Here is a 24,795-nt window from a genome sequence, read left to right as displayed (position 1 = left end):
TATTTTCCATCCCTGAATACAGATATAAATCAGGCTGAATTGATGTAAACGCCTACGCTCCGCAGGTCGGTATGGTTTTCGTTGTTCTCGCTCTCTACTTCGTCGCCATGGTGGTGGTGGCTGCGGTGCTGTTGTTGCCGTCGGTTCGGCAGCGCTGCGCTGCGGTCGTGCGCGCGCAGTGGCAGCGCCTAAGCACCGGTGCGGCCGTGGTTGGTGCGCGCTCGGCGGGCTCGTTGCGCGGGTCGGTAGACAGCGCGGCGTCGAATGCGTCTGCGTTCAAGCGGTTTGTGGCGCGCCGGAAACTGTTGCTGCTGGGGGCTGTGGGTGTGCTGTCGGTGCCGCCCATTGTGGCGCTGGCGCTGCGCGAGCAGCAGTCGTTCGAGTTTGACGATGACCAGGTACGTGAGCCGGACCCGCACATCTCTGCGCTGCTCAATGGTGAACGGCTGATCCCGCCGCCGCCGTTGCCGCCCGAGGTGTTCACCACGCGCGAGGTCGAGCTGATCCGCCCGGCCATCCGCGATGCGAGCCGTGACTGGAACCTGCTCGACGCCGATTTCCGCCAGCGTCTGCTGCTCGTCTACAAGATCATGCGCGACGAACACGGTTACGAGATGGCGCTGCTCGAAGGCTTCCGCAGCCCCGATCGGCAAGCCAAGCTCGCGGCGATGGGCAGCAATGTCACACAGGCTGGGGCGTATCAGAGCTACCACCAGTACGGTCTGGCGGCAGATAGCGCGTTCTTCCGCGACGGCAAGCTGGTGATCAGTGAGAAAGATCCGTGGGCGATGCGTGGCTATGAGTTGTATGGGCAAACGGCGGAATCGGTTGGCCTCGTGTGGGGCGGCCGCTGGAAGATGATGGACCTGGGCCATGTGGAGCTGCGGCGCAAGGGCGTACTCGGCAAGCGTCCCGACGCGCCAGGCCAGTGACGAATCGATGAATCGAACACATCAGGGGAGCATGCAATGACACGTCCCTTCATCCTGCTGGGTGACAAGACGGACCACGGCGGTGTGGTGATCAGCGCGTCGGGCAACACGTCCACGGGCGGCAAGGGCATCGCCTGCGTGGGCGACAAGGTCACCTGCCCCAAGCAGGGGCATGGCGGCACCACTGTCATCGTGACCGGAGACCCGAACGTCATCATCGACGGCAAGCAGGCCGCGCGCCACGGCGACAAGACCGCCTGCGGCGCCACGCTCCTGTCGAGCCAAGGCAACACGGGCAGCATCTGAGAACGACATGGCCGCACGACTCTTCCGGTCCGGGTTGACGCTGCTGGCAGCGTTCGTGGTGGTGTGGATTGCCGTCATCGTGTGGTGGCAGTCCACCAACCGCATGCCGAGCACCGCCGACATCGTCACCTACCTGTTCCTGCTGCCGCTGGGCATGGTGATTGGCTATTGGGTCATCAAGCGCGCGCTGGACGGCATCCGCACCAACGTGGCGGCCGGGCGTGAACTCTCGGCCGCAGCACCCGCTGCTGCCGCCAAGAGCGATGGCACACCGGCCGACCCGCAAGATGCAACGCGCCACTGGCGTGCCGTACTGCTGGCCAGCGCGTTGCGCGCGCCGGGCGGCAGCGATGCGGCATCGCTGGTGGACGCGGTGCAGGCCAGCATCCAGCCGGGCCTGACGGACGTACAAGGCTTTGGCCAACCGATCTTTGCAGCACCCGTGGATGGCCTCAACACCGAAGACCTGCGCACCGAGCTGACGGAGCGCCACCCAGACGTGGACTGGCTGGACGAACAGCTGCGCGCGTTGACGCTTGCCGGGCAGGTTGCCGAAGAACTTGCGGCCCATGCCGTCGCGCAACACCCCGAACCCGCCGGCCCAGATGCCACGCGGCTCGTCATCACCGCCCTGCTGCCGCGCGAATGGACACCGCAACAACAGGCCATCGCAGATGCCTGGCTGCGCCAGCGCATCAGCGTGATCTGGCCGACGAATCACCTCACCCTTGAGCCGATCACCGCCAAGGGCGATGCCGATGCCTTGCTACTGCTTGATCGCGCCACGCAGGCCGTCAACCGCACAAGCGACGAACGCGTGCTGCGCATGCTGGTGGTGGCCGACTCGCTGGTCGGCCCCAGCGCAGTGGAACAACTGACGCAACAGGAGCAGTTGTTCGAGGCCAACCGCCAGCATGGCCGCGTACCGGGCGAAGCCGCCGCTGGCGTGTTGCTCTGCGCACCAGCACTCGCTGCGGTCCAGGCTGCCCCGTCTGTTGACGGCACGGGTGACGACGCGCAACCGGCCGCCATCACGATCACCCGCGCCAGCGTGGCCCGCCTGGAGGCGCCGACGCCCAATCGCGGCCAGCCACAACTGGAAGCCCTTGGCGGCGCGGTACGTCACGTGCTGGAGACCCTCGCTGCCGCAGCCGCGCCTGTCGAAGCCAACAGCAAGACGCCGCCTGCCGATGCAAAGCCGGCCGACGCCGATGCGGAACCGCTCGTCGCCAGCGTCGTCACTGACACCGGCATGCACCCCGTGCGCACCGTGGAGGTCGCACGCATCGTCTCTGAACGCTTTCCCACGCTGGACGTGGCCGCCGATCTGCTGCCCCTGGGCACACCGTGCGGTTACGTCGGCGCGGCGGGTGCCCTGCTGCCTGTCGTGGTGGCGCACCAGTTGAGCCAGCAAAGCGGCAAGCCCGTGCTGGCCATCACCGCCAACGACATCCAGCAGCGCGGCGCCATTGCGGTGGTGCCGCGCCTGACCTGACCCTGAATTCCGATCCCGAATCCGACTTTGTCCGCTCGCGAGCCGAAGGCAACATGCAACGCTTCCTAAACTTCCTGACCAACTCACGCACGCTGTCGGTTCTCGGCGTGATCGTGCTCACCATCTTTCTGCTGCTGATCGCGCAGACCTTCGAGATTGGCCTGGTCTGGGCCGGCATCGCGCTGGGTGTGCTGCTGGCGCTGTGGCTGGTGGCCTACATCTGGAAGCGCTGGCGCGCGCGTCAGGCCAGCAAGAAGCTGGAAGGCGTGCTGGAGCAGGCGGCCACGGCCGACAAGGCCGCCACCCCCGACAAGCGCGAGGAAGTTGAAGCCCTGCGCGTGCGCCTGGCTGAAGCCGTCAAAACCATCAAGCGCTCCAAGCTCGGCCAACTGTCGGGAGACGCCGCGCTGTATGAGCTGCCGTGGTACATCGTGATCGGCAACCCGGCGGCGGGCAAAAGCACGGCGGTGCTGAATTCGGGCTTGCAGTTTCCGTTTGCCGACAAGGGCGGCGCAGTCATTCAGGGCATCGGCGGTACGCGTAACTGCGACTGGTTCTTCACCACCGAAGGCATCCTGCTCGATACCGCCGGCCGCTACTCGGTGCATGAAGAAGACCGCCGCGAATGGCTCGGCTTTCTGGACCTGCTCAAGCGCTATCGCCCGAAGGCCCCCATCAACGGGATTGTGGTGACGGTGAGCGTGTCGGAACTCACGCAAAACCGCCCCGAGTTCGCCATCAACCTGGCCAAGAACCTGCGCCAGCGCGTGCAGGAGCTGACGGAGCGCCTGGAGGTGTTCGCCCCGGTGTACGTGATGTTCACCAAGGCCGACCTGATTACCGGCTTTACCGAATTCTTTGGCGACAGCGAGAAGCAGGAGCGCGACCGCGTGTGGGGCTCTTCCCTGCCCTTCGAGCCGGATGCCAAGCCCGATGTGGCGGCCATGTTCGACCAGCGCTTTGATGAGCTGTGCGACGGCCTGAAGGAGATCAGCGTGGCGCAGATCGCGCTGCATCAGAAGAACAAGCTCTCGCCGGGGCTGCTGAGCTTCCCGCTGGAGTTCGCGTCGATCAAGCCGACGCTGCGCTCGTTCCTTGTCACGCTGTTTGATGAGAACCCGTTCCAGTACAAGCCGGTGTTCCGCGGCTTCTACTTCACCAGCGCACTGCAGGAAGGTGCGACCAACAGCGCGTCGGCCGAACGCATCGCGCGCCGGTTTGGCCTGTCGACCGATGGCGCTGCGCGCAGCCGCGAGGTGTTCTCCAAGAACGGCTTCTTCCTGCGCGACCTGTTCTCCAAGGTGATCTTTGCGGACCGCCAGACGGTGCGCCAGTTTGCGAGCCCCGCCAAGACGCGCCTGCGCATCGCCACCTTCTTCGGGCTGGTGCTGGCGCTGGGCCTGATGCTGGGCGGCTGGACGTGGTCGTACATGGGCAACCGCACGCTCACGGCCAACGTGCAGGCCGATCTCGACAAGATCGTGAAGATGCAGCAGAACCGCGTCGACCTGCAGGCCCGCCTGGAAGCGCTCGACATGCTGCAAGACCGCATCGAGCAGCTCGACCGCTATCGCAACGACCACCCGCTCGCGCTGTCGCTGGGCCTGTACCAAGGCGACACGCTGCAGCACAAGCTGCTGGATGAGTACTACAACGGCCTGCGCCAGGTCATGCTCAAGCCGGTGGGCGGCGCCATCGAAACCTTCCTGGCCGAAGTCAACGCGCACCCGGATCAACTCGCGCCGATGGTGCGTCCGCCTGAAACCGGTGCGGTGATGACCACGTCTGTGACCACGGCAACCGCCACCGTGGGTGGTGCCTCGGGTGCTGCGGCCAACGCGCCGGCCGCGCCAAACCAAGCCACCGCTTCGACCGGTGCCAAGCGCTACACCGATGCCTCGCCCACCAACGTGGAAGACGGCTACAACGCGCTCAAGACCTACCTGATGCTGTCGGACAAGCGCCATGTGGAAGTCGCGCACCTGACCGATCAGATCACGCGCTTCTGGCGCGGCTGGCTGGAAGACAACCGGGGCAACATGCCTCGCGAGCAGATGATCCGCTCGGCAGAGCGCAACCTGTCGTTCTTCCTGGCGCACGTCAATGACGACAACTGGCCGATGCTGGAGGGCAACCTCTCGCTGGTCGACCAGACGCGTGAAAACCTGCGCCGCGTGGTGCGCGGCATGCCGGCCCGCGAACGCGCCTATGCCGAGATCAAGGCCCGCGCCTCCACGCGCTACGCCCCGATGACGGTCGCCCGCATCGTCGGTGAGACCGGCGCGGGTGTGGTGGCCGGCAGCTACGCCGTGCCCGGCACCTTCACCAAGGAAGCCTGGCTCGGTTATGTGCAGCCCGCCATCCGCGAAGCCGCCAACAAGGAACTGCAGACCAAGGACTGGGTGCTCAACGTCGCCGCGCGCGACGACCTGACGCTGGAAGGCAGCCCCGAGCAGATCCAGAAGGCGCTGGTCACGATGTACAAGACCGAGTACGCCCGCGAGTGGCAGCGCTTCATGCAGGGGGTGGCCATCCAGGACTTCACCGGCTTCGACCAGGCTGTCACCGGCATGAACCTGCTGGGCGACCCGACCAACTCGCCGATCCGCAAGGTGCTCGACACCGCCTACGACCAGACTTCGTGGGACAACCCGTCGATGCTCAATGCGGGGCTGAAGCAAGCCAAGACCGGCGTGCTGGGCTGGTTCAAACAGCTCTTTGCGCGTCAGACGCCATCGCAGGTGAACATCAATGTCGACACGGGCAACATCGCCGATGCCGGCGCGATCCCGATGGGGCCTGTGGGCAAGGAATTCTCTGGCCTGGCCCGCGTGGTGATGGTGCGTGACGACAAGTCGCTGCTGCGCGGTTACATGGATTCGCTGTCCAAGGTGCGCACCCGCTTCAACCTCATCAAGAACCAGGGTGATCCGGGCCCGGGTGCACGCCAGCTCATGCAGCAGACGCTGGACGGCAGCGGCTCCGAACTGGCCGACACACTCAAGTACGTTGACGAACAGATGCTGACCGGCATGACCGACAGCGAACGCGCAACGCTGCGCCCGCTGCTGGTGCGTCCGCTGCTGCAGTCGTATGCGGTGGTGATCCGCCCGGCCACGGCAGAAATCAACAAGGTGTGGAACGCGCAGGTTTACCAGACGTTTGCCACCACGCTGGCGGATAAGTACCCGTTCTCGGCCAACGCCAAGATCGAAGCCAGCGCAGCCGAAATCGGCCAGGTGTTCGGCCCGGATGGCTCGATTGCCAAGTTCGCCAGCACGACCATCGGCCCGCTGTCGGTGCGCCGTGGCGACATGCTTGCCGCCCGCACCTGGGGGGATCTGGGCCTGTCGTTCGTGCCCGAGTTCACGACCGGCTTTACACGCTGGATCGCGCCGCTCACGGGCGGTGCAGCAGGTGGTGGTGCCGGTGGTGCAGCCGCTGCCGCCCCGCAGACGGTGTTCCAGATCCTGCCGGTGCCATCGCAAGGCGCCACCGAATACACGATCGAGATCGACGGCCAGCAACTGCGCTATCGCAACACGCCGCCGCAGTGGGCCAACTTCGTGTGGCCGAATCCGCAAGGCACGCCTGGGGCGAAGGTCACGGCCACCACGTTTGATGGCCGCACGGTGGAACTGCTCAACGAGCCGGGCCGCTTTGGCCTGGAGCGCCTGATTGCCACCGCGCAGCGCAAGCGTCGCCCGGATGGCGCGTTCGATCTGTCGTGGACGAAGGACGGCCTGACGGTTGCCATCAGCCTGCGCATCATCAGCAGCCCGCAGACCGGCGGCACAACGGCTTCCGACTCGCCGCAAGGCCAGGGCCTGCGCGGCCTGCGCCTGCCGACGTCGATTGCCGACATGAACGCACCGCTCAACACCTCCACCCCACCCGCCCCGGCTGGCTCGCCACCGGCGGGCCGCACACCGGCCCCTGCTCAGACGCAGGCCGCAACCCGGTCCGCCGTGACGGAAGAGCAAGGGGGGACGGCACAATGAGCCTGACGCAGTTGCAGCTTTCGTACTTCGGCAAGCTTCCATCGCGCGGCGACTTTGTCAAAAGCGCCAACAACGTCCAGTTGCTCGACACGCTCGACCGCTGGCTGGCGCAAGGCATGGAGCTGCTGGCCGAAGCGCCGGACTGGAAGACCACCTACGACACGTGGAAGCCCGTGCAATTCGCCTTCCTGGGCTCGCAGAGCCGGTTGGCGATTGCCGGCACGCTGATGGCCAGTAGCGACCTGTCTTCGCGCCGCTTTCCGTTTCTAACGGCGGCGGCGATGGAGGTGGACCGCCCCATCAGCTTCATCGCGCGCAGCCCGATCGCACTGGCGCGCCTGTGGACGCGGGCCGGCCAGCAGATGATCTCGCTCGGCCAGGCCTCGGATGCCACCGAGGGGCTGCGCCTGCTGGCCGAAGGGCAGCACAGCGTGGAAACCGACAACGGCACGCAGGCCTACGACGCCAGCTTTTCGGATTTCATCGACTTCCAGACCGTCTCAGGGCTTGAGCAGATGCTGCGCGCCGAGGGCCACAACATCCGCCTGCGCCGCACGCTGCTCGCACTCGGCACGCTGCTGCAGCCGGTCATGTCGAATGGCTCATCGCGCCTGGAAAAGGGCCTCACCCTGCCCCTGCCGGCTGATCCGCTGTACCGCAGTCTGGTGGCCAGCTTCTGGCTGGAGCTGGTGTCGCGCTTCCTGCAGCGTGCGGACTTCGAACTCTCGCTGTTCCTGGGCGAGATCAACGGCGCCGAGCGCCTGGTCATCGGCTTCAACGGTGCATCGTCGCGCACGCTGCACAGCGTGATGTCGCCGCTGGCGTATGCCGAGCAGAACATCAACATCGACGATCCGGAATGGGTCGACCAGCACGTGAGCGGAGAGTACGGCTTGGCCAAATTCGTGAGTTACCTGGATCAACCGCAGCTCTCGCTGCGCGTGGCGGTCGACACCTTCCGCGAAGTCTTCATCGGAGAATGAACATGGGTCTGGATGCAATCAAGCGCGGCTTCCGGCCAGCAACGATCCTGATGGTGTGCCTCGCCGCGCTGCCTGGCCTCACCTTCGCTGCCCCGGGCGACCAGCCGCCGGCTGCCGCAACGGTCACGGCGGCCACGCCGACCCCGGGTCAGGTCGTCGCCGGTGGCACGGTGCCTGACGAGGCCACCAAGGCCACCGTGCTGGCCAAGCTGCGCGAGCTGTACGGCAGCGCCAACGTGCTGGACCAGATCGAGGTGGGCAACGTGGTGTCGCCACCCAACTGGTCGGCCAACGTGCAGAAGATCCTGTCGCCGGCCATCAAGCAGGTCAACCGCGGCCAACTCAACATCGACGGCACGCAGGTCTCACTGCATGGTGATGTCGGCAACGAAGCGCAGCGCCAGCAGATCACCAGCGACATGGCCACTACGCTGGGCCAGAGCTACACCATCAAGAACGGCCTGCGCGTGGCAGCGGTGTCCGAACAGGGCCTGCTGGATAAGACCCTGGCCAACCGCATCATCGAGTTTGAAACCGGCAGCGCCACGCTCACGCCCAAGGGCCGTGCGATTCTGGATGAGATGTACACCGTGCTGCCACGCCTGAACGGCCGCAAGATCGAGATCGTCGGCCACACCGACAACTCGGGCAGCCGCGCGATGAACCTCAACCTGAGCCAGACGCGTGCAGAGACGGTGAAGAACTACCTGATTGCCAAGGGTGCCGAGCAAGGCACGTTGACGGCGATTGGTGTGGGGCCGGATCAACCCGTGGCGGCGAACAACACGGATGAAGGGCGGTCGCGCAATCGGCGGATTGAGTTTCGGGCGAGTCAGTGACGCAGCAGGATGCGCGCCGGCGGGCACGGTTGCGTGAACCGTCGCCTGCCGCCCCACGACAGCCGGCTGGCGAAAGGCGTGCCGCCCCCCAGATCCGGCTTGAATACTACGACCCCGCCGCGAGGCTACCCGAGCGCATCACGCAATTTTCTCCGTTGAAGGAGCGCATCTGGTGGCTTTGGTGTCATCTGGTATGGGCTTGGCAGCAGCTTGAGCACTGGCTTGCCAGTCGACGGCAGGGTGCGCCTGTCGCGATCGTCAGCGGCATCATTCGCTCCGTACAGGTGGATAACGCGGCATTCAATGCCTATGAGGCGATGGGATGGACCGTCGCTTCCGATGCACGGAATGCGCATGACTACACCGACGACGATATCTCGCGAGAGACCTACTACCGCGTGACGCCTGTCGTCATCACGCTGACGGACGATCGGGTCATCCACTTCTGTGAATACCAAGTCACGGGCCGTTCGGTTTCGTCCAATGCGCCCTATTTTGCGGGCCTTAATGGCATGCGCGTGCTTGCTGCCGGCTGGTGGGACAACGATGTGTTCTCGGCGTGGGGCCTGCGTTTATCAGGTCGTCGCGAGCCGCAGACCGTCTATGTCGCGAAGCGCCCACGCAACTTGCCCGAGCCGCTGGAGGCGGTACTGTCAAACAGGAGGCCGGGCTTTAGCGAGGCGATCGGCTTTCTCGGCTATTTCGGCATCCTGATGGTCGTGATCATGCTGATTTTGGCAGGAGGTGAGTTCGGTTTCGCAGAGGCCATCTCCATCACGGGGATCATGATGGGGCTCTTCAGTCTGGCGCCGATGGTGCTCCTGGTGATCTCCCAGACGCTGATGCGCCTGATAGCGGGCCCCCTTCGCTCCATCCCGGAAATGATGGCTGCCGGGGAATACGGCAACCGCCACCTGCGCTTGCGAAGCTTTGACTTCGGCCGCTGCGAACGCGAGGTTTTCCTCGCACTGGAGCGGCAGGAGCAGGATTAGTCTGGCGCCCAAGAGCCGACCAAGGCGCACCCACTGCGATTGATCAGCCACCGATGACATCGGCCCCTCTCTCCACCTCCCCCGATCCCGCATCCGCGCCCCAGGCGACCCTGACCAATGCGGAGCGCGATGCCTGCCTGCTTCGGCTGAGCCAGTATTCGCTCGATGCGCCTGATGCGCCGATGCCGTTTAGCCGCCGCCTGGCAGAAGCCGAAGGGTGGTCGACGCTGTTCACGCTGACCGTCATCGAAGAGTACAAGCGCTTCGCCTATCTGGCAGTGCATGCCGGGCACCCGGTCACGCCATCAGAGGCGATCGATGCCGCATGGCATCTGCACCTGCAGTATTCAAAAGACTATTGGACGGTGTTCTGCGCAAACGTACTGCGCGCTCCGCTCCACCACGCGCCGGGCATCGGCGCGCCGGACGAAGAGGACACCTACGCGCGCCACTATCAGCAAACGCTCGACAGCTACCGGAGTACGTTCGGCGTTGAACCGCCTCCCGATGTTTGGCCAACACCGCCCGAGCACGTGCAGGAGGACAACGCGCTGGAGCAGGATGGCCGCGCCTGGCGTCCATTCAACATGGCCGCGCCGCCAAACGTGTCGATCGTTCGCCGGATCCCGCCGCTCGTGTGGCTCGCGATCGGTGTCGCCCTGATCGCCATCACCACGCATGCGGCGCCGGATATCGGCGTGCTGAACTATCCGGGGCCGCTTTTTCTCGTGTTCTATCTGGGCGTGTGCGTGATCGCGTGTCTGTCGATCCGGGGCCTGCACCGGTTCACGTACTCGCGTCGCCCGCGGGGAGTAGCGCTTGTCGGCGTACCGCACGCACTTGCGCCGGACGAGGCCGCACTCATTGCAGGCAACGCTTCACGAATGGCACAGGTCGCAACGCTGGCGCTACTCGACGCGGGTGCGATCCGCATTGCCTATCCATCGAAGAGAGGTCGCGACGGCAAGACCTACGTGGTCGCAAACGCGGAGCAAGCGCCCGAGCGCCACATGAGCGCGTGGAGGTGGCTGACCCAGCAGAAACAGCACCGCTCGCCATGGCCGAGCTTTCGGGACCAGCTCATCAGTGAAGCCTCCGACATGACCGCGCGGCTGCAAGGTCAGGGATGGATGTGGACGTCCGGCTCCATGCGCGCAACGACGCTGGCAGCGTGGGCGATTCTGCTGCTTGTACTCGGGCTCGGTGTGGCGAAAGTCTTTGTCGGCCTGACCCGGGATCGTCCGGTGATGTGGCTGCTGATCGAAATGGCGTCGTTCGGATTCGCGTACTGGTGGTTGACCGCACGACTGGTCGGCGTCGGTAGCGCCGGACCGACTGCGACAGCGGACGCTGCGCTCGACATTTATCGCCGGCGCGGCCAGCAGGCGTCCGATGCTAGTTGGTCAAAGGCCGACCTGCTCTGGATGACGGCGCTGGGTGGTACCAGCGTGCTGACCGGCACAGCCTGGGCCGGATACCGATCGATGATGGGCGGGCCGGGACTGCCGGTCGGCTCCGGAGGCTCGGGGAGCGACACGTCGAGCAATTGCAGCTCAAGCAGTGGTAGCTCGAGTAGCTGCAGCTCTAGCAGTTGCGGATCGAGTGGGTGCGGCGGTTGTTCGAGCAGCTCATAGGCCCCTCGATCGACGCGCCACCGCCTCAGACCCCTCGCCAAGCTCCACGCTAGGCTGGGGCGATACCAACGATCAGCTCACGTTGTCCGGCGACGGATCGCCCAAACCCAGCAGCTCTTCAATCTGCGACAACGTCGCATCATCCTTGACCACCGTACGAAGCCAGGCGTGCAGCGGCATGTCGCCCCACTTGGCGGCACGTGCGGCCAGATAGGCCACCGGGCTGTGCGGCTCCGTCTGGCGGAAGAACTCCGCCACTTCACGCAATTGATCCAGTGCTTGTGCGCGCGAGCGGATCGGCCACGCTACCGTTGCGACCACCGCTTCCGTTGCTGCCTGCCCGGCAGCTTGCTGGGTTGCCTTGGCTTCCACCGGGGCCGGCTTGGGCTCGGGCTTGCCACCGAAGCGCTCGACCAGCGCACGCACCGTCTGCAACGTCTCACGCGCAGCGCGGAAGCTCGGGGCATGGTCCCCAGCACGCCCATCGAGCACGGATTGCAGCCGCAGCAACGCTGCCCCGCAACCCACCACATCGTCATGCAGCGTCTTGTAGAACGCCGGTGACGTAGCCCGCTTGGCGGCCTCAAACTGCTCCTGCGTGACCTTGCCGCGAGACAGCTCATCGGCCTGATCCGGATCGCGGCGGATCGCCTCAACCAGGCCGGTTGCCACTTCCCAATCGACAAGGTTGTAGCCACCCTTGGAGGCATCCACCAACGGCACTTCGCGGATCAGTTGGCTTGAGCGTGCGGCCAACCACGCCATGCTGCCCGTGCGGGCTTCAGGGTCGTCCGCCTCGGGCAGCGGATAGATGTGTTCCCAATACTGTTCACACAGGCCCGAGATCAGCTCATAGCCCTCGCGCAGGCCAGAGAAGCCGCGCTCTTTCGACAGGGCCTCGGTCAGCCACGCGAGCAGGCGCAAATCCTTCGTGCGGTTCTGCAGCAGCGACGTGCCCTCGGTGATCACGGCGCGCCAGTCGGCCTCCTTGATCTCGGTCACCCACTCGCCCTGGTCGAGCGACGGATCGTCAAAGCGGCGCGCCTCCTGGATGCTGTCGAACTCGGCAGAGAAGAGCATGTCTTCGCCGCAAGGTTGAGCGCCTGGCAGCGGGGCGAGCAGTTGTTCAAACGGAAGAGAAGCCATGGTCAGAAGCGAAGAGGCAAATGCGGGTGAACGGTCAGGGCTTGGTGACGCGGCAATCGGTCAGGGCAAGCGTCAGGCCGACGAACTGCCGGTTCAGGCAATCCAGCGTGATGTCCTTGCTGGGCTTGTACGCCGAAAGTTTGTTGTCCGGAAACACAGCTTTCAACGCGTCGCGCTGGTCATCTTGAAACGGCGCGCCGACCTTGAGGTCTTCAGTGACGGCCAGCGTGTTCAAACTGTCGTCGGACAGCGGGTACACCTGCCCCTTGAACTCAAGGCGATGGCCGTCGTACTTCCTGGCAGCGCTGGGCGCGTCCTTGAAGTACTCGGTGAGGACTTGCCGGTATGAAACCTGAAGCGGCGCGTCGTCACCTGCCAATGCCGGGCTGGCGATCAGCGCGGCGAAGATCGGAGCAGCGGCAGCGCGAAGCAGTGGGGCCATGTTGGTGCGTTTGAAAATAGGGCAATCCTCGCTTGGCTGCGATGGGATTCGACGGTGGTGATGCTACTCAGGGCAGGTGGATTTGGGGGGATTGTTTCCAAATCTTCATGTGGCGACACGCCCAACTCCGCCCACGTCGACACCTCTGCGAGAACCAATGTTCTCTATGACCTAGGGCAACTTGGCGGGCCAGCTCAGGGGTTGCTCTGGCCCGATGCCATTTTCTCGCCTGGCCTGGCCGACGTCGCTCTTCCACGCCGCAGGAAAGACGGGCCAATAGCACAGGCACTCCGCCAGCCAGTTGAACACTTGCGCTGGGTTGCGGCCTTTGTGCATCCAATCATTCGGCATCTCTGGGGCTGGCACGGCATCCATGCCTTTTTGCATGAACGTCTGTATATAGCGCCAAAGACGCTCGCCACTGCTCCGCGGCCCAACCCAGATCAGATCCTCTCCACATCGCTGCGGATCCGCCGCGTCCAGCGGTGGCCAGTACAGCAGCAGACAGCCGTTGTCACTTGCGGTGCGCCGCTTTTTGCGCGCTTCATCAGACAGGTCATACGTGGGCAGACTAAAACTGCTGATCAGCCCCAGTAGCCCGGAGATAACAAGGCCGCCATCCACCTCCGTTCCGGCGCGTCGCGACCAATCCACCTCTCTGCGTAATTGCTGGGCTGTGTCGTTGTCCCAGGCCGCATCGCCCTGGCTTTGCGCCGATTCAGGAGGCGGTGCCCAATGCACATGCGCTTGGGCACGCGACCAGTCGAGCACTGCGTTGCCGCCCCATCGCGCGGGCCGCAACACGTAGACCTTGCCTGTGGTTCGGTTGAAGCGGTAACGCGCGCAGCGTGCTGTGAGTACCTTGCCCTGGCATTCGCGCCACAACATGAATGTCATAGGCACACCGAGCACGGCGAGGGCCAACAGCATCAAAAGTAGCCCAAGCTCCTTGAAGGAGTTCGGTGGAAACGGTATCTGCGGATCGCCAACGAACACGATCTCCCGCAAGAACCACAATGCCCCCACGCTCAACAGCAGGCAGAGCGGGATAACCACCACCAAGAGCATCAAGGCTATCCAGCGCGGCGGCCCGTCGTCGCGCAGATTGCTCAGCTCCAGAAAGTGCTCGTTGAAGTCGAAGACCGTGGGCTTGGGGGGCCACAAGATGGCCGGCCCAGACGAGGTGGCGTCAAGCGCGCGTTGCATGGGAGCGTCTTGCAAATCGGCATAGTCCGCCAGTGCCCTGGCGATACCATGCTTGCGCCGGTAACGATGAAATGCAGCTTCAAATGTGAACATCGTTGGGCCCTGACGTTCCGTGCACTCTCAGTTCACGACTCTTGATGAGGGTGACAATGCAAGCGCGTTATCCCGCGTCCCTGGGAGCGAACATCGGGACCCAGATCTGGCTGATTGCGCCTATTACCTGCGTTGAGCGTCGCAGTAGGCGGAGGCAAATCCTCATACCAATACGATACGGACTCTGAGGCTGCAGTTTGGAGTGTGCTTCTGCCATCAGAGTCGAAGATGAGTCCTTCACTGCGACTTGTTTGCCACCAATACCGACCAAAGTGCTAGCGGATGTCGCCGTGCCCTCACGCGTGACGAGATCTACGCAGCCTCGGACAAGGCCTCACTCAGAGCGTCCTTCGTTCCCCAGTGCCGCAAGAACTCGATATTGTCTTCAGGGGACAATCGGCCCTGCGCGCGGTACACCATTGCAGTCATGACAGCACCAGTTTGCACAGGACGGTCTTCCGGCTCACCAAGGCCGGAGTCACTCTCCCACTCTTTAGGGAATCGCGGCCAGACGCATGTCACTTGGCTCATCATGTGACACGTAGCCTCCATGAAGCCGGGCTTTTGCTCCAAAACGTACAGACGCCAACTGGGTTTGCCGCAATAAGTCGTGTATTCCTGCGGCAGATAGCGAGGGACGTGCATGTAATTTGAGGGGGCGTTCGATGGAATCTGATCGACTGTGGGCCCTTCCTCCATGTAGCGGCGAATGTATTCCCACATGCCGGCCGCTTGCAGATCCCTGAACAACAGCGTTGGGCCAACAAAGATCGCATCCTCATTGGAATCACCCCCAGCCTGATCAGACGACGGGTGATATAGCGCAATCGCCTGGACCGTTTCCTTATCCCCCCGCCGAACACCCTCAGGCTTCAGCAATGCGACGACTTTTTCCCAATCAATAACAACGTTGCCACCGCAATATTTCGGTCGCAATACGTATATTTTTCTCTTCGATCGGTTAAACCGAATGCGGCCACGCGCCAGCGTGAAGAATGCTGTGCGCATTCCACCGACAAAGAACCACAGGTACAGCAAGAATCCACAACCAATGGCCAATGGAAAGAACAGAAGCCACCCCATCCACAAGAGGACCTTATCCCCCTCCCCCAAAGAGGTTTTCACAAAAAAGAAAATGACTCCATCTGATATTAGTGGATAAATAGCGAAACCAAACCACCACCATATCATTAACAACGCGGGAATCACGACAAAGAAATTCCCAATGCCTGCCCGCCATTGCAGGTCCCACCCTGGGTTGCAAATTTCCAAGTACGCATCATTTTGTGCGAAAACACATCGCCCTGGGAGACTTACGCCCTCCGCATCGCTAGGCTCGTCAACACGCCATTGGCGCTGCCCTTCAACATTGAGGTACTTGCGACCTTCCTCAGAAGAGCGATTTCTTTTTCGCGCGTAAGCGTTCTCACGTACAAACATTTTTTGTCCACCTAAATTCCAGACTGCGCATTCGCCAATTTCTGAAGCGTGTCGCCCATATTACCGTGTATTGGTTTTTTTCCTTTCCGACTCAAGCTCAATGGGTTGTCGCGCAGCCAAGTAATCCAATCATCCTCCTTGAGGATTAGGACTGCGATAACGGCTGCGGCGGTAAGAACTGCCCCAATCAACCCCAAAACTGCAGCCATGGCTATCAGCGCGCTATTCCCAATTGAAAAAACGGCAACGCCAGTACCAATGACTGTAAAAACGGTGCCAGCCACACTTGTAATCTGGGCTGCCATCAGAGTGTAACTCCCTCTCTTCCCGGAAGTCCAAGCATCAAACACGTCCAGCCCTGCAGAGATTAACGCTGCTGGCCCCAGAAATTTGAACGCCGTCATTCGCAACGCTTTGAGCTGAAAAGCTTGCAATCCCTCGAATGTTTCTTTCATTCCAGGAGCTGAGAAGAGGTTGTGGGCTTTTATTCCATTGAAGATAGTCTCTTCATACGCTTTAGCCTTCCAATCCGATAAGCTTCCGATACCTTGCAATATATTACCAACCAACTCTATCGCGGTTCGGGCGTCCATTTTCGTCTGGAACTGGGAACCCTTGATGATCGCGAAACTCACATCCAACAAACCCGCAAGCGCGGCGGCGCGTGCGTTCGGCGCAGCTTTAAACACATCGGCCTTGCTTGCGCCCCGGGAAAGACCTCGTTCTACGTTACGAACACGGTCGCGGTTCGCTTGCGCTAGGGTTCCTGCGTACTGAGCCGCTGTCCGGCCGAGGGTGGTTACACCAAACGACACAATGAATCTCGTCAGCTTAGCCTCCACTTGTGGGACAGGAAGACCTTTAACGGTCTCCATCATTTTCACACTCATGAGCGACGCAATATGCAATGGCCAGGCGAGCTTGCGGAATTTAGCGCTCTCGCTGATACGTGGAAACGTTTCCATGAAGCCCAGTGCCTTGTCACCCAAAGAAGCCCGTGCAGCAAATGGCTTCAGCTTGTCCGTGATCGCGTCAGCAAGACTTGTGGTTGGCTCTGCATTTGGAAGAACTTGCGCGGAAGGTGATTCCTGCGTCTGCGCCTTCATCTGCTGGCGATAAGGCGCATTGTTGAAAGACAGCGTTTTACCTAGCACGTTGTCGTCCCATAAATCTACTTTCGCAAGCCATGCTTTGCCCGCCTTGTTGGCCTCCGTACCGCTCATGCAGTGCGCCAACTCCAAACTCAAATCTGCACCGCCTCCTGACTGGTTGACCTGGGCATCTTTTGCGCTGTATAGCGCTATCGCGCGCTTAAGCGAAGCCGAATCAAGCCACGCAACCTGATCGCGCCCCAACATCTCCTGCAGATTTTGCGTGGCTTCGTACTTCTCACCTTGTTTTTCAACAATCGTTGCGGCAGATACCGAATCAAACAGTTCTTTGAACTCTGCATCGCCGGCTGCAGCTGCTCGGTCTCGCTCAGCCTGCTGATTGCGGGCAATCGCGGCGTCTCGACGGGCTTCCTCTCTGGCGCGCGTCGCGGCATCTCGATAAGCGATCGGGGCAGGGCGTCGCATCTTGTTCCAAGTATCAATGTGCTCGCTCGCCCTTTTTATTGCCCCTTTTTTTACAAGGTCGCGCAATCCTTGCGCACCGATGGCAGTTTGGTACACCCATTCGTTACTGACGCTTTTATCGAATCCCGGGGAGCTCTCCGCCTGCCACGCTGTATAGACCGTCTGCGCCTCCCCCTGAAGATGCCCCAACTCTTGAGTGATGCCCATAGCATCTTCACACGCGACTACCGCTCCTTGGTTCTGCTGCAGAAACGCGGCCATTTGCTTCAGACGGATTCCATGGGCCTTCTCATAGGTCGGACCGATTCGCGTGACTGTAGAGGTTTCATCGAAACCTGAGGCATAGCCATCCGGAGTCATCAGCGGAGTGGAAACTTCCTCTTGGTAATCTCCCCATCCACGTTCCTGTGGGGTACTCCCCATCAGACCGTAAAGCAAAGGATCGAACGCATCTCTCAACTTGGCGTTCGCCAACGCTGCAAACTCGGCAACCTGCCCGTTGAGCAGCCCTGGCTGTATCGTATTCGGTTGACTCGTGTTGCCACTTGCCCAGCCCGCCACATCGAACGATTTCATGTACTTGGCGGGATCGGCAGAAATCACGTTCTTGAAATGCTCATAGTCGATCGGATCTGGGTTGAACAGATACCAGAGCTTCTTGACGCGTTTCGCATCTCTGATCCAGACCATGCTGTTGTTCGCTTGTCGAGAGTCACGTGCGCAAGCGATTTTCGGTGCCGTCTTTCCGGGCACAAACACATCGAACTCTTTCAAATACCCTTGCGGGTGGACAACGTAGCCCTTCCATTCGTCCTCGGTGCAGATGAGAGGACCTCGATCAACGTGAACGTACAAATAGCCTGCGCGCAACATGCGTACGTTATAGAGCGCTGCGCCTATCGCAACACCGCCAGGTTTGGCTTGTAGTTGTCCAGTGGGGCTCAGTTGTTTCAGCAGCGCCATGTTTGCTTTCTGAGCACTGTATGCAACTGCATATCGCGTGAACAAGATGGGCAGTCCCTTGCGATCGCAGTCACTGCAAGGTGTTGCACAGACTTTTTCAGCTGCCATGGAAATGCGTCCTCATGCGAATTGCTCTCGGTCTTCAAACAGGCTGGCAAACCCCACATCGGGGTCATCACGCAACGCTTGCAGGACACGTGCCAGCACATCGCGCCACTGTGGGGCGTCCCAATCAATCGGTCCACCAACGGCGCCGTTCTGTACGTTTTGCAGCACCGGTCGCCAACTGCACCAGATGAAATCCTGCAGGTTGGAATCCACCAACCCCAGTTCCTGTCCTTTATCCAACAAACGGGTCATGCTCGCTGCATCGGGCTGCGTTTGAGCAGCGATCCCGCGCTGTGCAAACCTTGCCCACACGCGGTTCCCAACGGGCGATGAATGCGCCGCTTGCCATTGGGTGGCGTTCATCAACCGGTTGAGCGGAGGCGCCGTGGCTGGCACAGCCGACGCGGCACATCTCTGCGCTTTGAACCACACTGGTGCTGGAGTAACACTATCTTCTGTTGCGGACAAATCTGCGATCGGCCCCCATGGCTGCGTCAACGACCACCACGCCTGCGTTTTCCCCAGCCACGTGTTCTGCTGCTCCGCCGACAGAGTCGGCCACACGCGTTGCATCACACGTGGATCCTGATAGCGGAACAGTCGCGCAGTGTGACTACCCGGCACGTACTGAAACCCCAGCAGGGCAAGATGCTGGGCAACCCGTATAGCTGACTCCGGGCTGAACAAGACCGCGCAGAGGTACTGACGCGCCAGTCGCTGACTGGCTTGCTTGCTTGTATCTTCCAGCCAGCGTGCCAGAGCCTCCTGAGCACGTGCCTGCACCAGACTGTCGGAATCGGCATCCAGCAACAAGTCATCCGGGACCGGCACAAGGCAAGGCGCCTCGTCCTCTCGGCCCGCGTAGAAATCATCGGGAACGGCCTCACGCCCACTGACGGCCTCGGGCCACTGCTCGGACAATTCAGCTGCAAGGGGATTGCCCTCCCACGCATCAAACAACAAGTACGCGCGCAATGGACGTTCCTGCGGCGACTGTTGCTGAAGCATGTGATAGCCAGCGGCCAGTTCCCGGCACCGCGCCAGATAATCGGGGGGCGGTACAGCCCCTTCGGCAGGTACAGCGCTCAACGTCACATCTGCAAAGCCGGCCAACATGCGATTCGTCATGTCATTGCTCTGGTCATTCAACGCGACACCGACCCTGCACCACTGGTGGCGGCACCGTCCTCTTGGACACTGCACCCTTTCAGCTTGCCTTGCGCCAAGCTGTTATGCACCCCCGCCCCACCCGGCCCCACAAACTGATGCCCCGCCCCCTTGAACGTCACCATCCCCGGCGCATGCAGCTCAATCGTGCCGTTGGTCACTTTGATCTGCGCACCGCCCGCATTGACCAGCACATACTGCTTGGCCTCCGCCGTCACGTTGCCCTGCGTGGAAGCCACAGTCACAGCCTTCTCGGCCACGAGGTGGCTTTCACCCTTGAGGCTGCTCAACCCCACCTTGCCGCTGGCGGCATGCATGGCGATACCCGGTGTGGCATCCTCCGCCTGCCCGAGCGACTTGCCATGCGCGTACAGGCTCAGCCCATCGGCCACAGCAACAGACAAGTTGCCCCCCACCGCCACATTCGCATCCTGCTTGGCGGCGAGCATCACCTGCGTACCGGCAACGATCACGGTATCGGCGGGCGTGGTGGTAACGATGCCCTTGGGTGCGGAGATCTGCAGATGCGGCTCGCTGTAGGCAACAGCCTCGGCACCTTCGCCGGCGCTCTCGGTGTGGCGAAGGACTTCGGTGGTGTGACGCAGTTGCTTGAGCGCGGGCAGTTCCTTGGCGGCCGGCTCATCGGCCAGGCCGGCCTTCTGCTTCTGCGCGGCTTCAGCCAGGGATTCGGCCAGGTCGCTCATCGCTTCGATCTGGCTGGCGGCGGCTTCACTGTCCTGCAATGCCGCATCGGTGCCAGCGCTGTGCGCGGTCAGCAGGAGGCCGGCACCGGCGCGCACGCTGCCGCTGTCGTCGGTGGCCAGCGCGGCACCGTGGCCAAGATCCGCCTGACGCGCGCTGTCGATCTGTTCCTTGTGGTGGCCTAGCACGAGGCCCGTGGCGGCCTGCGTGGTGCTGAGCTGCGTGCGGCCTTGGCCTGCCGTGTCATCGAACACAAGCTGGTTGTAGCCCGACGTGCCTGCCTGGCTGCCCGCAAGCGCCTGCGTCTTGATGCCGGAGAGCACCGCGTTGTGAGCGTAGGCGCCTTGGCTCTTGCTGTCGCCGGCAAACCAGGCGGGCGCGTTGCCGGTAGCACCGGCCGCACCGGCCTGGTTCTGGTTGTACTGTGCGTCGGTCTGGCCGGTACCGTTGTAGGCAGCGCCCACCACCACGGGGCGGTCGATGTCGCCTTGCAGGAATTCCACCAGCACTTCCTGGCCAACACGCGGTAGGGCCACGCCACCCCAGTTGGGGCCGGCCACCGGCGCGGCCACGCGCACCCAGGCGCCAAGACCCGCGCTGGCGCGCGCGTTGTCATCGCCAGCGGGGTGGGACTGACGGCTGGCCGAGCGCGCACCGCGCTGCCAGTGGAATTGCACCTTGATGCGGTGGTCGCGGTCCGTATGCACCGGCCCATCGGCGCCAATCACGAGTGCGGTCTGGCTGCCGTTGACAGTCGGACGCGGGTGCAGTGCGCGGCCTTGCTCGTCGCTCTGCTGGGGGCGCACGGGCACACTGTCGCGCACCACGGTGAAATGGTTGCGGTAGAACGTGGCGTCTTCGCCAGCGCCCTTGTTGCTGCCAGCGCCAAGCACATCGCCATCCTTCAATGCCCCGAGCGTTTCGGTCAGCACCTGCCCGAAGCGGTCGTTGAAGTTATTGCGTGCCTGGTGCGTCACGGCCAGCACGGCAAAGCGCTGGTCGCCCTCATCGTGGTCAAAGTGGTCGGTCAGCTTGAAGCGCGTGCCGGTCGCCAGCGTACGTACGCTGCCTTCGCCATCGAACTGCTTGTCGCGCAGTTCCAGCGCTTCCATCATCAGCCGAGCGACGCGCTGCGCCTGGTTGTTGTCTTCAAACCAGTATTGGCCTGGGTAGTCGGTGTCCTGCAGCGTCAGTTGCGGGCCATCGCTGCCCTGCTGCTGGCCCCCAAGCTGCGCCGTGCGCTTGGCATTGGCGCGGTAGTCCCAGCTTGCAATCGACACGGCGTTGGTCTGCCAGCGGCGCGTGCCCTGCCAGCGGTCGATCACGTCTTCGGTGGCGGTGGTGTCCGCACGACCAAAGCGGATGCTGGATTGTGCGTTGTCGGTGAACACGTCATTGGCATCGGCGATGACCATGCGGTGCACACCCAGCGCGTCGCCGTCCTTGGCTTCGTGCTCGAAGAAGTAGAACAACCCCTCTTCCGCCAGCAGGCGCGTGACGAAATCGAAGTCGCTTTCTTCGTATTGCGTGATGACGCTGCGGCGCGTATAGACCGCGCTGTCGCGCAGTGCCCAGCGCCATGCGGGCACCAGTCGCCCTTGTCCCTGGTAGTCACCAAACAGGCTGTCGATCACCTCGATGATCGACATGTCCTGGAACAGGAAGCTGTCGCGGCGATAGCGCAGGAAGGCGAGCCACGGCTCGATCACCAGCCGGTAGCGCACCAGGCCGCCGTTCGCGCCAAGCTGCTCGAAACGCGTGACGTGGCCGTGGAACGGGCGCAGTGTGCTGCGGCTTTGCTGCGTGAGCAGATCGAGCCGCACAGGCTGGCCGAGCAGCTTGGTGGAATCGATGTCGGCGTTGTCGGACAGTGCCGTCAGTTCCAGCCGGAAGCCACCGGCATCCATATGCTCGGCGGCGTCCAGTTGTTCGGGCAGCAGCGCGTTCGGCCCCAGCGGCGTTTCCAGCCGCAGCAGGCGGTTGGCCTGGGTGAAGGCCGCGCGCAGCAGGTTTGCCAGCTCGGTCGGAGAGACCATGGTGTGCTCGCTTATTGAATGCGGTACTTGAACTCGCCGCTCTTGCCGACGCCAACCTTGATCTTCTCAACGCTGCCGCCCTCGGCCATGCGCGTGAGCACCGATTCGGCAATCTCCGGCAACAGCGTGCCGTTGAGGATGTGGTCGACCGCGCGGGCGCCGGCATCCACCTCGGTGCAGCGTGCGAGCACGGATTCCACCAGCGCGTTGTCCCACTGGAGCGTGGCCTTGTGGTTGACGGCCACGCGATCGCGAATGCGGCCCAGCTTGAGCGTGATGATCTCGGCCAGTACGTCGTCGGAAATCGGGTAGTACGGCACCACCTTCATGCGGCCGAGGAATGCCGGCTTGAACGCCTTGTAGAGCGTCGGGCGCAGTTGTTCGGCCAGCGCATCGGCGTCAGGCAGTTCTTCAGCCGCCTTGTTCAGGCACGCTTGCATGATGTTCGACGACCCGACGTTGGACGTCAGGATGATGATGGTGTTGCGGAAGTCGATCGGGCGGCCTTCGGCGTCATCCATCTCGCCCTTGTCGAATACCTGGAAGAACATCTCCAGCACGTCGGGGTGGGCCTTCTCCACTTCATCCAGCAGCACGACGCTGTAGGGGTTGCGGCGCACGGCTTCGGTCAGCACACCGCCCTCGCCGTAGCCGACGTAGCCCGGCGGCGAGCCCTTGAGGCCCGACACGCTATGTGCCTCCTGGTACTCGCTCATGTTGATGGTGATGAGCTTGCGCTCGCCACCGTAGAGGATGTCGGCCAGTGCCAGCGCGGTTTCGGTCTTGCCCACGCCCGACGGGCCGGCAAAGAGGAACACCCCGCGCGGCTTGTTCGGGTCTTCCAGGTTGGCGGTGGCGGTGCGCACGCGCTGTGCAATGGCATCGAGCGCATGGTTCTGGCCGATCACGCGGGCAGCCAGCAGCGGCTTGAGGTTCAGCACCGTACGCAGCTCGTCCTTGACCATGCGGCCGAGCGGGATGCCCGTCCAGGCGGAGACGATTTCCGACACCACGTGGCCATCCACCTGCAGCGGCACCATCGGGGTTTCACCTTGCAGCGCACGCAGTTCGGCCAGCAGCGTGGCCAGTTCGTCCGGCTCATCTGCGGTGCGGGCGCGCTTGGGCATCGACACGACATTGCTGTTGGCCGCCACCGGCAATGCATCTTCTTCACTGGCCTGCTCCGTGCCGTTTTCGCGGGCTTCACGCAGGGCCTGAATGCGGGCGACGAGTTCGCGTTCCTTGGCGAGGCGTTCGGTGTTCTGGGCGACGCGCTGCTCCAACTCCACACGCTGCGCGTTCAGGGCTTCCAGGCGCGCATCGTGTTCTGCACCGGCGCTCTGCTCGCGCTCCAGCGCGTTGATCTCACCCTGCAGGCGCTCAAGCGTTTTCTGGTCGTCTTCAATGGCGCCGGGAGTGGCGCTTTGGCCGAGTGCAACCTTGGCGCAAGCCGTGTCTAACACGCTGACCGCCTTGTCCGGCAGTTGGCGCCCGCTGATATAGCGATGCGACAAGCGCACCGCCTCGGTAATCGCTTCATCCAGCACCCGCACGCCAAAGTGGCGCTCCATCAGCGGCGCCATACCACGCAGCATGGAAGCCGCCAGCGGCTCGCTCGGCTCTTCCACCTTGACGACCTGGAAGCGGCGGGCCAGCGCAGCGTCTTTCTCGAAGTACTTTTTGTATTCGCTCCACGTGGTAGCGGCAATGGTGCGCAGCTCGCCGCGCGCCAGCGCCGGCTTGAGCAGGTTGGCCGCATCGTTCTGGCCAGCTTGGCCACCCGCGCCGATGATGGTGTGTGCCTCATCGATGAACAGGATGATCGGCTTCGGGCTCTTCTTGACCTCGTCGATCACGTTCTTCAGGCGGTTCTCGAACTCGCCCTTCACACTGGCGCCCGCTTGCAGCAAACCCATGTCGAGCGTGCGCAGCGTCACACCCTGCAGCGGCGGCGGCACGTCGTTGGCCGCCACGCGCAGGGCCAAGCCTTCCACCACGGCGGTCTTGCCCACGCCGGCCTCGCCGGTCAGGATCGGGTTGTTCTGGCGGCGGCGCATCAGGATGTCGATTACCTGGCGGATCTCGGCGTCGCGGCCGATGACCGGGTCGATGCGGCCATCGCGGGCGGATTGCGTCAGGTCCACCGTGAATTGATCGAGTGCCGGCGTGGACGACAGTGCTGCAGCGGGCTTGCCGCCATCTTCGGCCTGAGCGGTTGCATCGTCGGCAATATCAACGGCCTGTTCCTGCTCATCCGAACCGGCGGTCATGCGCTCGAAATCGTGCTTGAGGCGATCGACCTCGAACTTGGCAAACAAGCGCGAGCCACGCTCAGCCAGGGCAGACAGGCTCGGCTCCGTCAGCAAGGCCAGCAGCAGGTGGCCTGAGCGGATGCGCGTGATTTGCGAATCCAACGAGGCGATCAGCCAGCCATGCTCGAACAGCTTCGGCAGATACGGGGAGAACGCCGGCGTGCGCGTGTTGCCCTTCTGGAAGCGGCCAATCTCTGCTTCCAGGTCACGCTGCAGCGCTGCCAGATCAATGCCACTGGCACGCGCGGCCACGGCGAAATCGCTGCGGCGGTTTTCCAGCAGTGCCAGGAACAGGTGTTCTAGGTCGACCTCGTAGTTGCCTTGCGCCATGCACAGCGAGGCGGCACGCTCTGCAGCCTGCCGGCTGGTCGCGTTCAGCTTGGCGATCAGGGTCTTGAGTGGGATGGCCATGGCGGCAGGG

At 62.8% G+C, this 24,795-nt stretch carries 16 protein-coding genes; 8 read left to right on the top strand and 8 right to left on the bottom strand.

The features are described from left to right. Positions 1–71: 71 nt before the first annotated feature. Genes C404_RS35850 through C404_RS35815 form a run of 8 tightly spaced genes read left to right on the top strand, consistent with a single transcriptional unit; the run spans position 72 to position 11,182 of the window. Complete coding sequence (locus C404_RS35850) at positions 72–932, top strand: M15 family metallopeptidase (protein ID WP_021193561.1); 861 nt, start codon at positions 72–74, stop codon at positions 930–932. A gap of 36 nt (positions 933–968) precedes the next feature. Further along, a complete protein-coding gene (locus C404_RS35845) occupies positions 969–1,238 on the top strand; it encodes a PAAR domain-containing protein (protein WP_021193560.1) in 270 nt (89 codons plus the stop codon). A gap of 7 nt (positions 1,239–1,245) precedes the next feature. Beyond that, positions 1,246–2,733: a hypothetical protein gene (locus tag C404_RS35840; RefSeq protein WP_021193559.1), complete on the top strand. Its 1,488-nt coding sequence runs from the start codon at positions 1,246–1,248 to the stop codon at positions 2,731–2,733. A 53-nt stretch (positions 2,734–2,786) separates the two neighbouring features. Further along, positions 2,787–6,734 carry a type VI secretion system membrane subunit TssM gene (gene tssM / locus C404_RS35835; RefSeq protein ID WP_021193558.1) on the top strand — a complete coding sequence of 1,316 codons (3,948 nt, stop codon included), beginning with the start codon at positions 2,787–2,789 and terminating at the stop codon, positions 6,732–6,734. Further along, entirely contained in the window at positions 6,731–7,717 is a 987-nt protein-coding gene (gene tagF, locus C404_RS35830) for a type VI secretion system-associated protein TagF (RefSeq protein WP_021193557.1), read from the top strand. Before tssM ends, tagF begins: the two co-directional genes overlap by 4 nt. 2 nt (positions 7,718–7,719) lie before the next feature. Beyond that, complete coding sequence (locus tag C404_RS35825; RefSeq protein WP_021193556.1) at positions 7,720–8,556, top strand: OmpA family protein; 837 nt, start codon at positions 7,720–7,722, stop codon at positions 8,554–8,556. After that, positions 8,553–9,548 carry a hypothetical protein gene (locus tag C404_RS35820; RefSeq protein WP_049285886.1) on the top strand — a complete coding sequence of 332 codons (996 nt, stop codon included), beginning with the start codon at positions 8,553–8,555 and terminating at the stop codon, positions 9,546–9,548. Before C404_RS35825 ends, C404_RS35820 begins: the two co-directional genes overlap by 4 nt. A 53-nt stretch (positions 9,549–9,601) precedes the next feature. Continuing rightward, positions 9,602–11,182, top strand: a complete 1,581-nt coding sequence (locus C404_RS35815) for a TIGR04222 domain-containing membrane protein (RefSeq protein ID WP_021193554.1) — start codon at positions 9,602–9,604, stop codon at positions 11,180–11,182. 72 nt (positions 11,183–11,254) lie between these two features. On the opposite strand, the gene tssA is transcribed toward C404_RS35815, so the two are convergent. The 8 genes from tssA to tssH form a co-directional block, all read right to left on the bottom strand. After that, on the bottom strand, positions 11,255–12,328 hold the full coding sequence (gene tssA, locus C404_RS35810; RefSeq protein ID WP_031328910.1) for a type VI secretion system protein TssA: 1,074 nt from the start codon (positions 12,326–12,328) through the stop codon (positions 11,255–11,257). 34 nt (positions 12,329–12,362) lie between these two features. Next, complete coding sequence (locus C404_RS35805; protein ID WP_021193552.1) at positions 12,363–12,770, bottom strand: hypothetical protein; 408 nt, start codon at positions 12,768–12,770, stop codon at positions 12,363–12,365. Between the two features lie 171 nt (positions 12,771–12,941). Next, positions 12,942–14,069 (bottom strand): hypothetical protein, encoded by a 1,128-nt coding sequence (locus C404_RS58765; RefSeq protein WP_021193551.1) that lies wholly within the window; start codon positions 14,067–14,069, stop codon positions 12,942–12,944. 312 nt (positions 14,070–14,381) lie between these two features. Then, entirely contained in the window at positions 14,382–15,509 is a 1,128-nt protein-coding gene (locus C404_RS35800) for a DUF6708 domain-containing protein (protein ID WP_031328907.1), read from the bottom strand. Between the two features lie 11 nt (positions 15,510–15,520). After that, the gene (locus tag C404_RS35795) at positions 15,521–18,157 is read right to left on the bottom strand and encodes a T6SS effector BTH_I2691 family protein (RefSeq protein ID WP_031328906.1); all 2,637 of its coding nucleotides are present in this window, start codon (positions 18,155–18,157) and stop codon (positions 15,521–15,523) included. Between the two features lie 12 nt (positions 18,158–18,169). Continuing rightward, entirely contained in the window at positions 18,170–19,285 is a 1,116-nt protein-coding gene (locus tag C404_RS35790; protein ID WP_037011150.1) for a DUF4123 domain-containing protein, read from the bottom strand. Positions 19,286–19,302: 17 nt separating this feature from the next. Then, on the bottom strand, positions 19,303–22,062 hold the full coding sequence (locus tag C404_RS35785; RefSeq protein ID WP_021193547.1) for a type VI secretion system Vgr family protein: 2,760 nt from the start codon (positions 22,060–22,062) through the stop codon (positions 19,303–19,305). A gap of 11 nt (positions 22,063–22,073) precedes the next feature. Then, positions 22,074–24,785 carry a type VI secretion system ATPase TssH gene (tssH, locus tag C404_RS35780; RefSeq protein ID WP_021193546.1) on the bottom strand — a complete coding sequence of 904 codons (2,712 nt, stop codon included), beginning with the start codon at positions 24,783–24,785 and terminating at the stop codon, positions 22,074–22,076. Between the last annotated feature and the right edge of the window lie 10 nt (positions 24,786–24,795).

Source organism: Ralstonia sp. AU12-08, assembly GCF_000442475.1.
GTDB classification, from domain to species: domain Bacteria; phylum Pseudomonadota; class Gammaproteobacteria; order Burkholderiales; family Burkholderiaceae; genus Ralstonia; species Ralstonia insidiosa.
The sequence above is the reverse complement of the archived record's forward strand: the minus strand, read 5'-3'. Positions and strand labels throughout refer to the sequence as shown.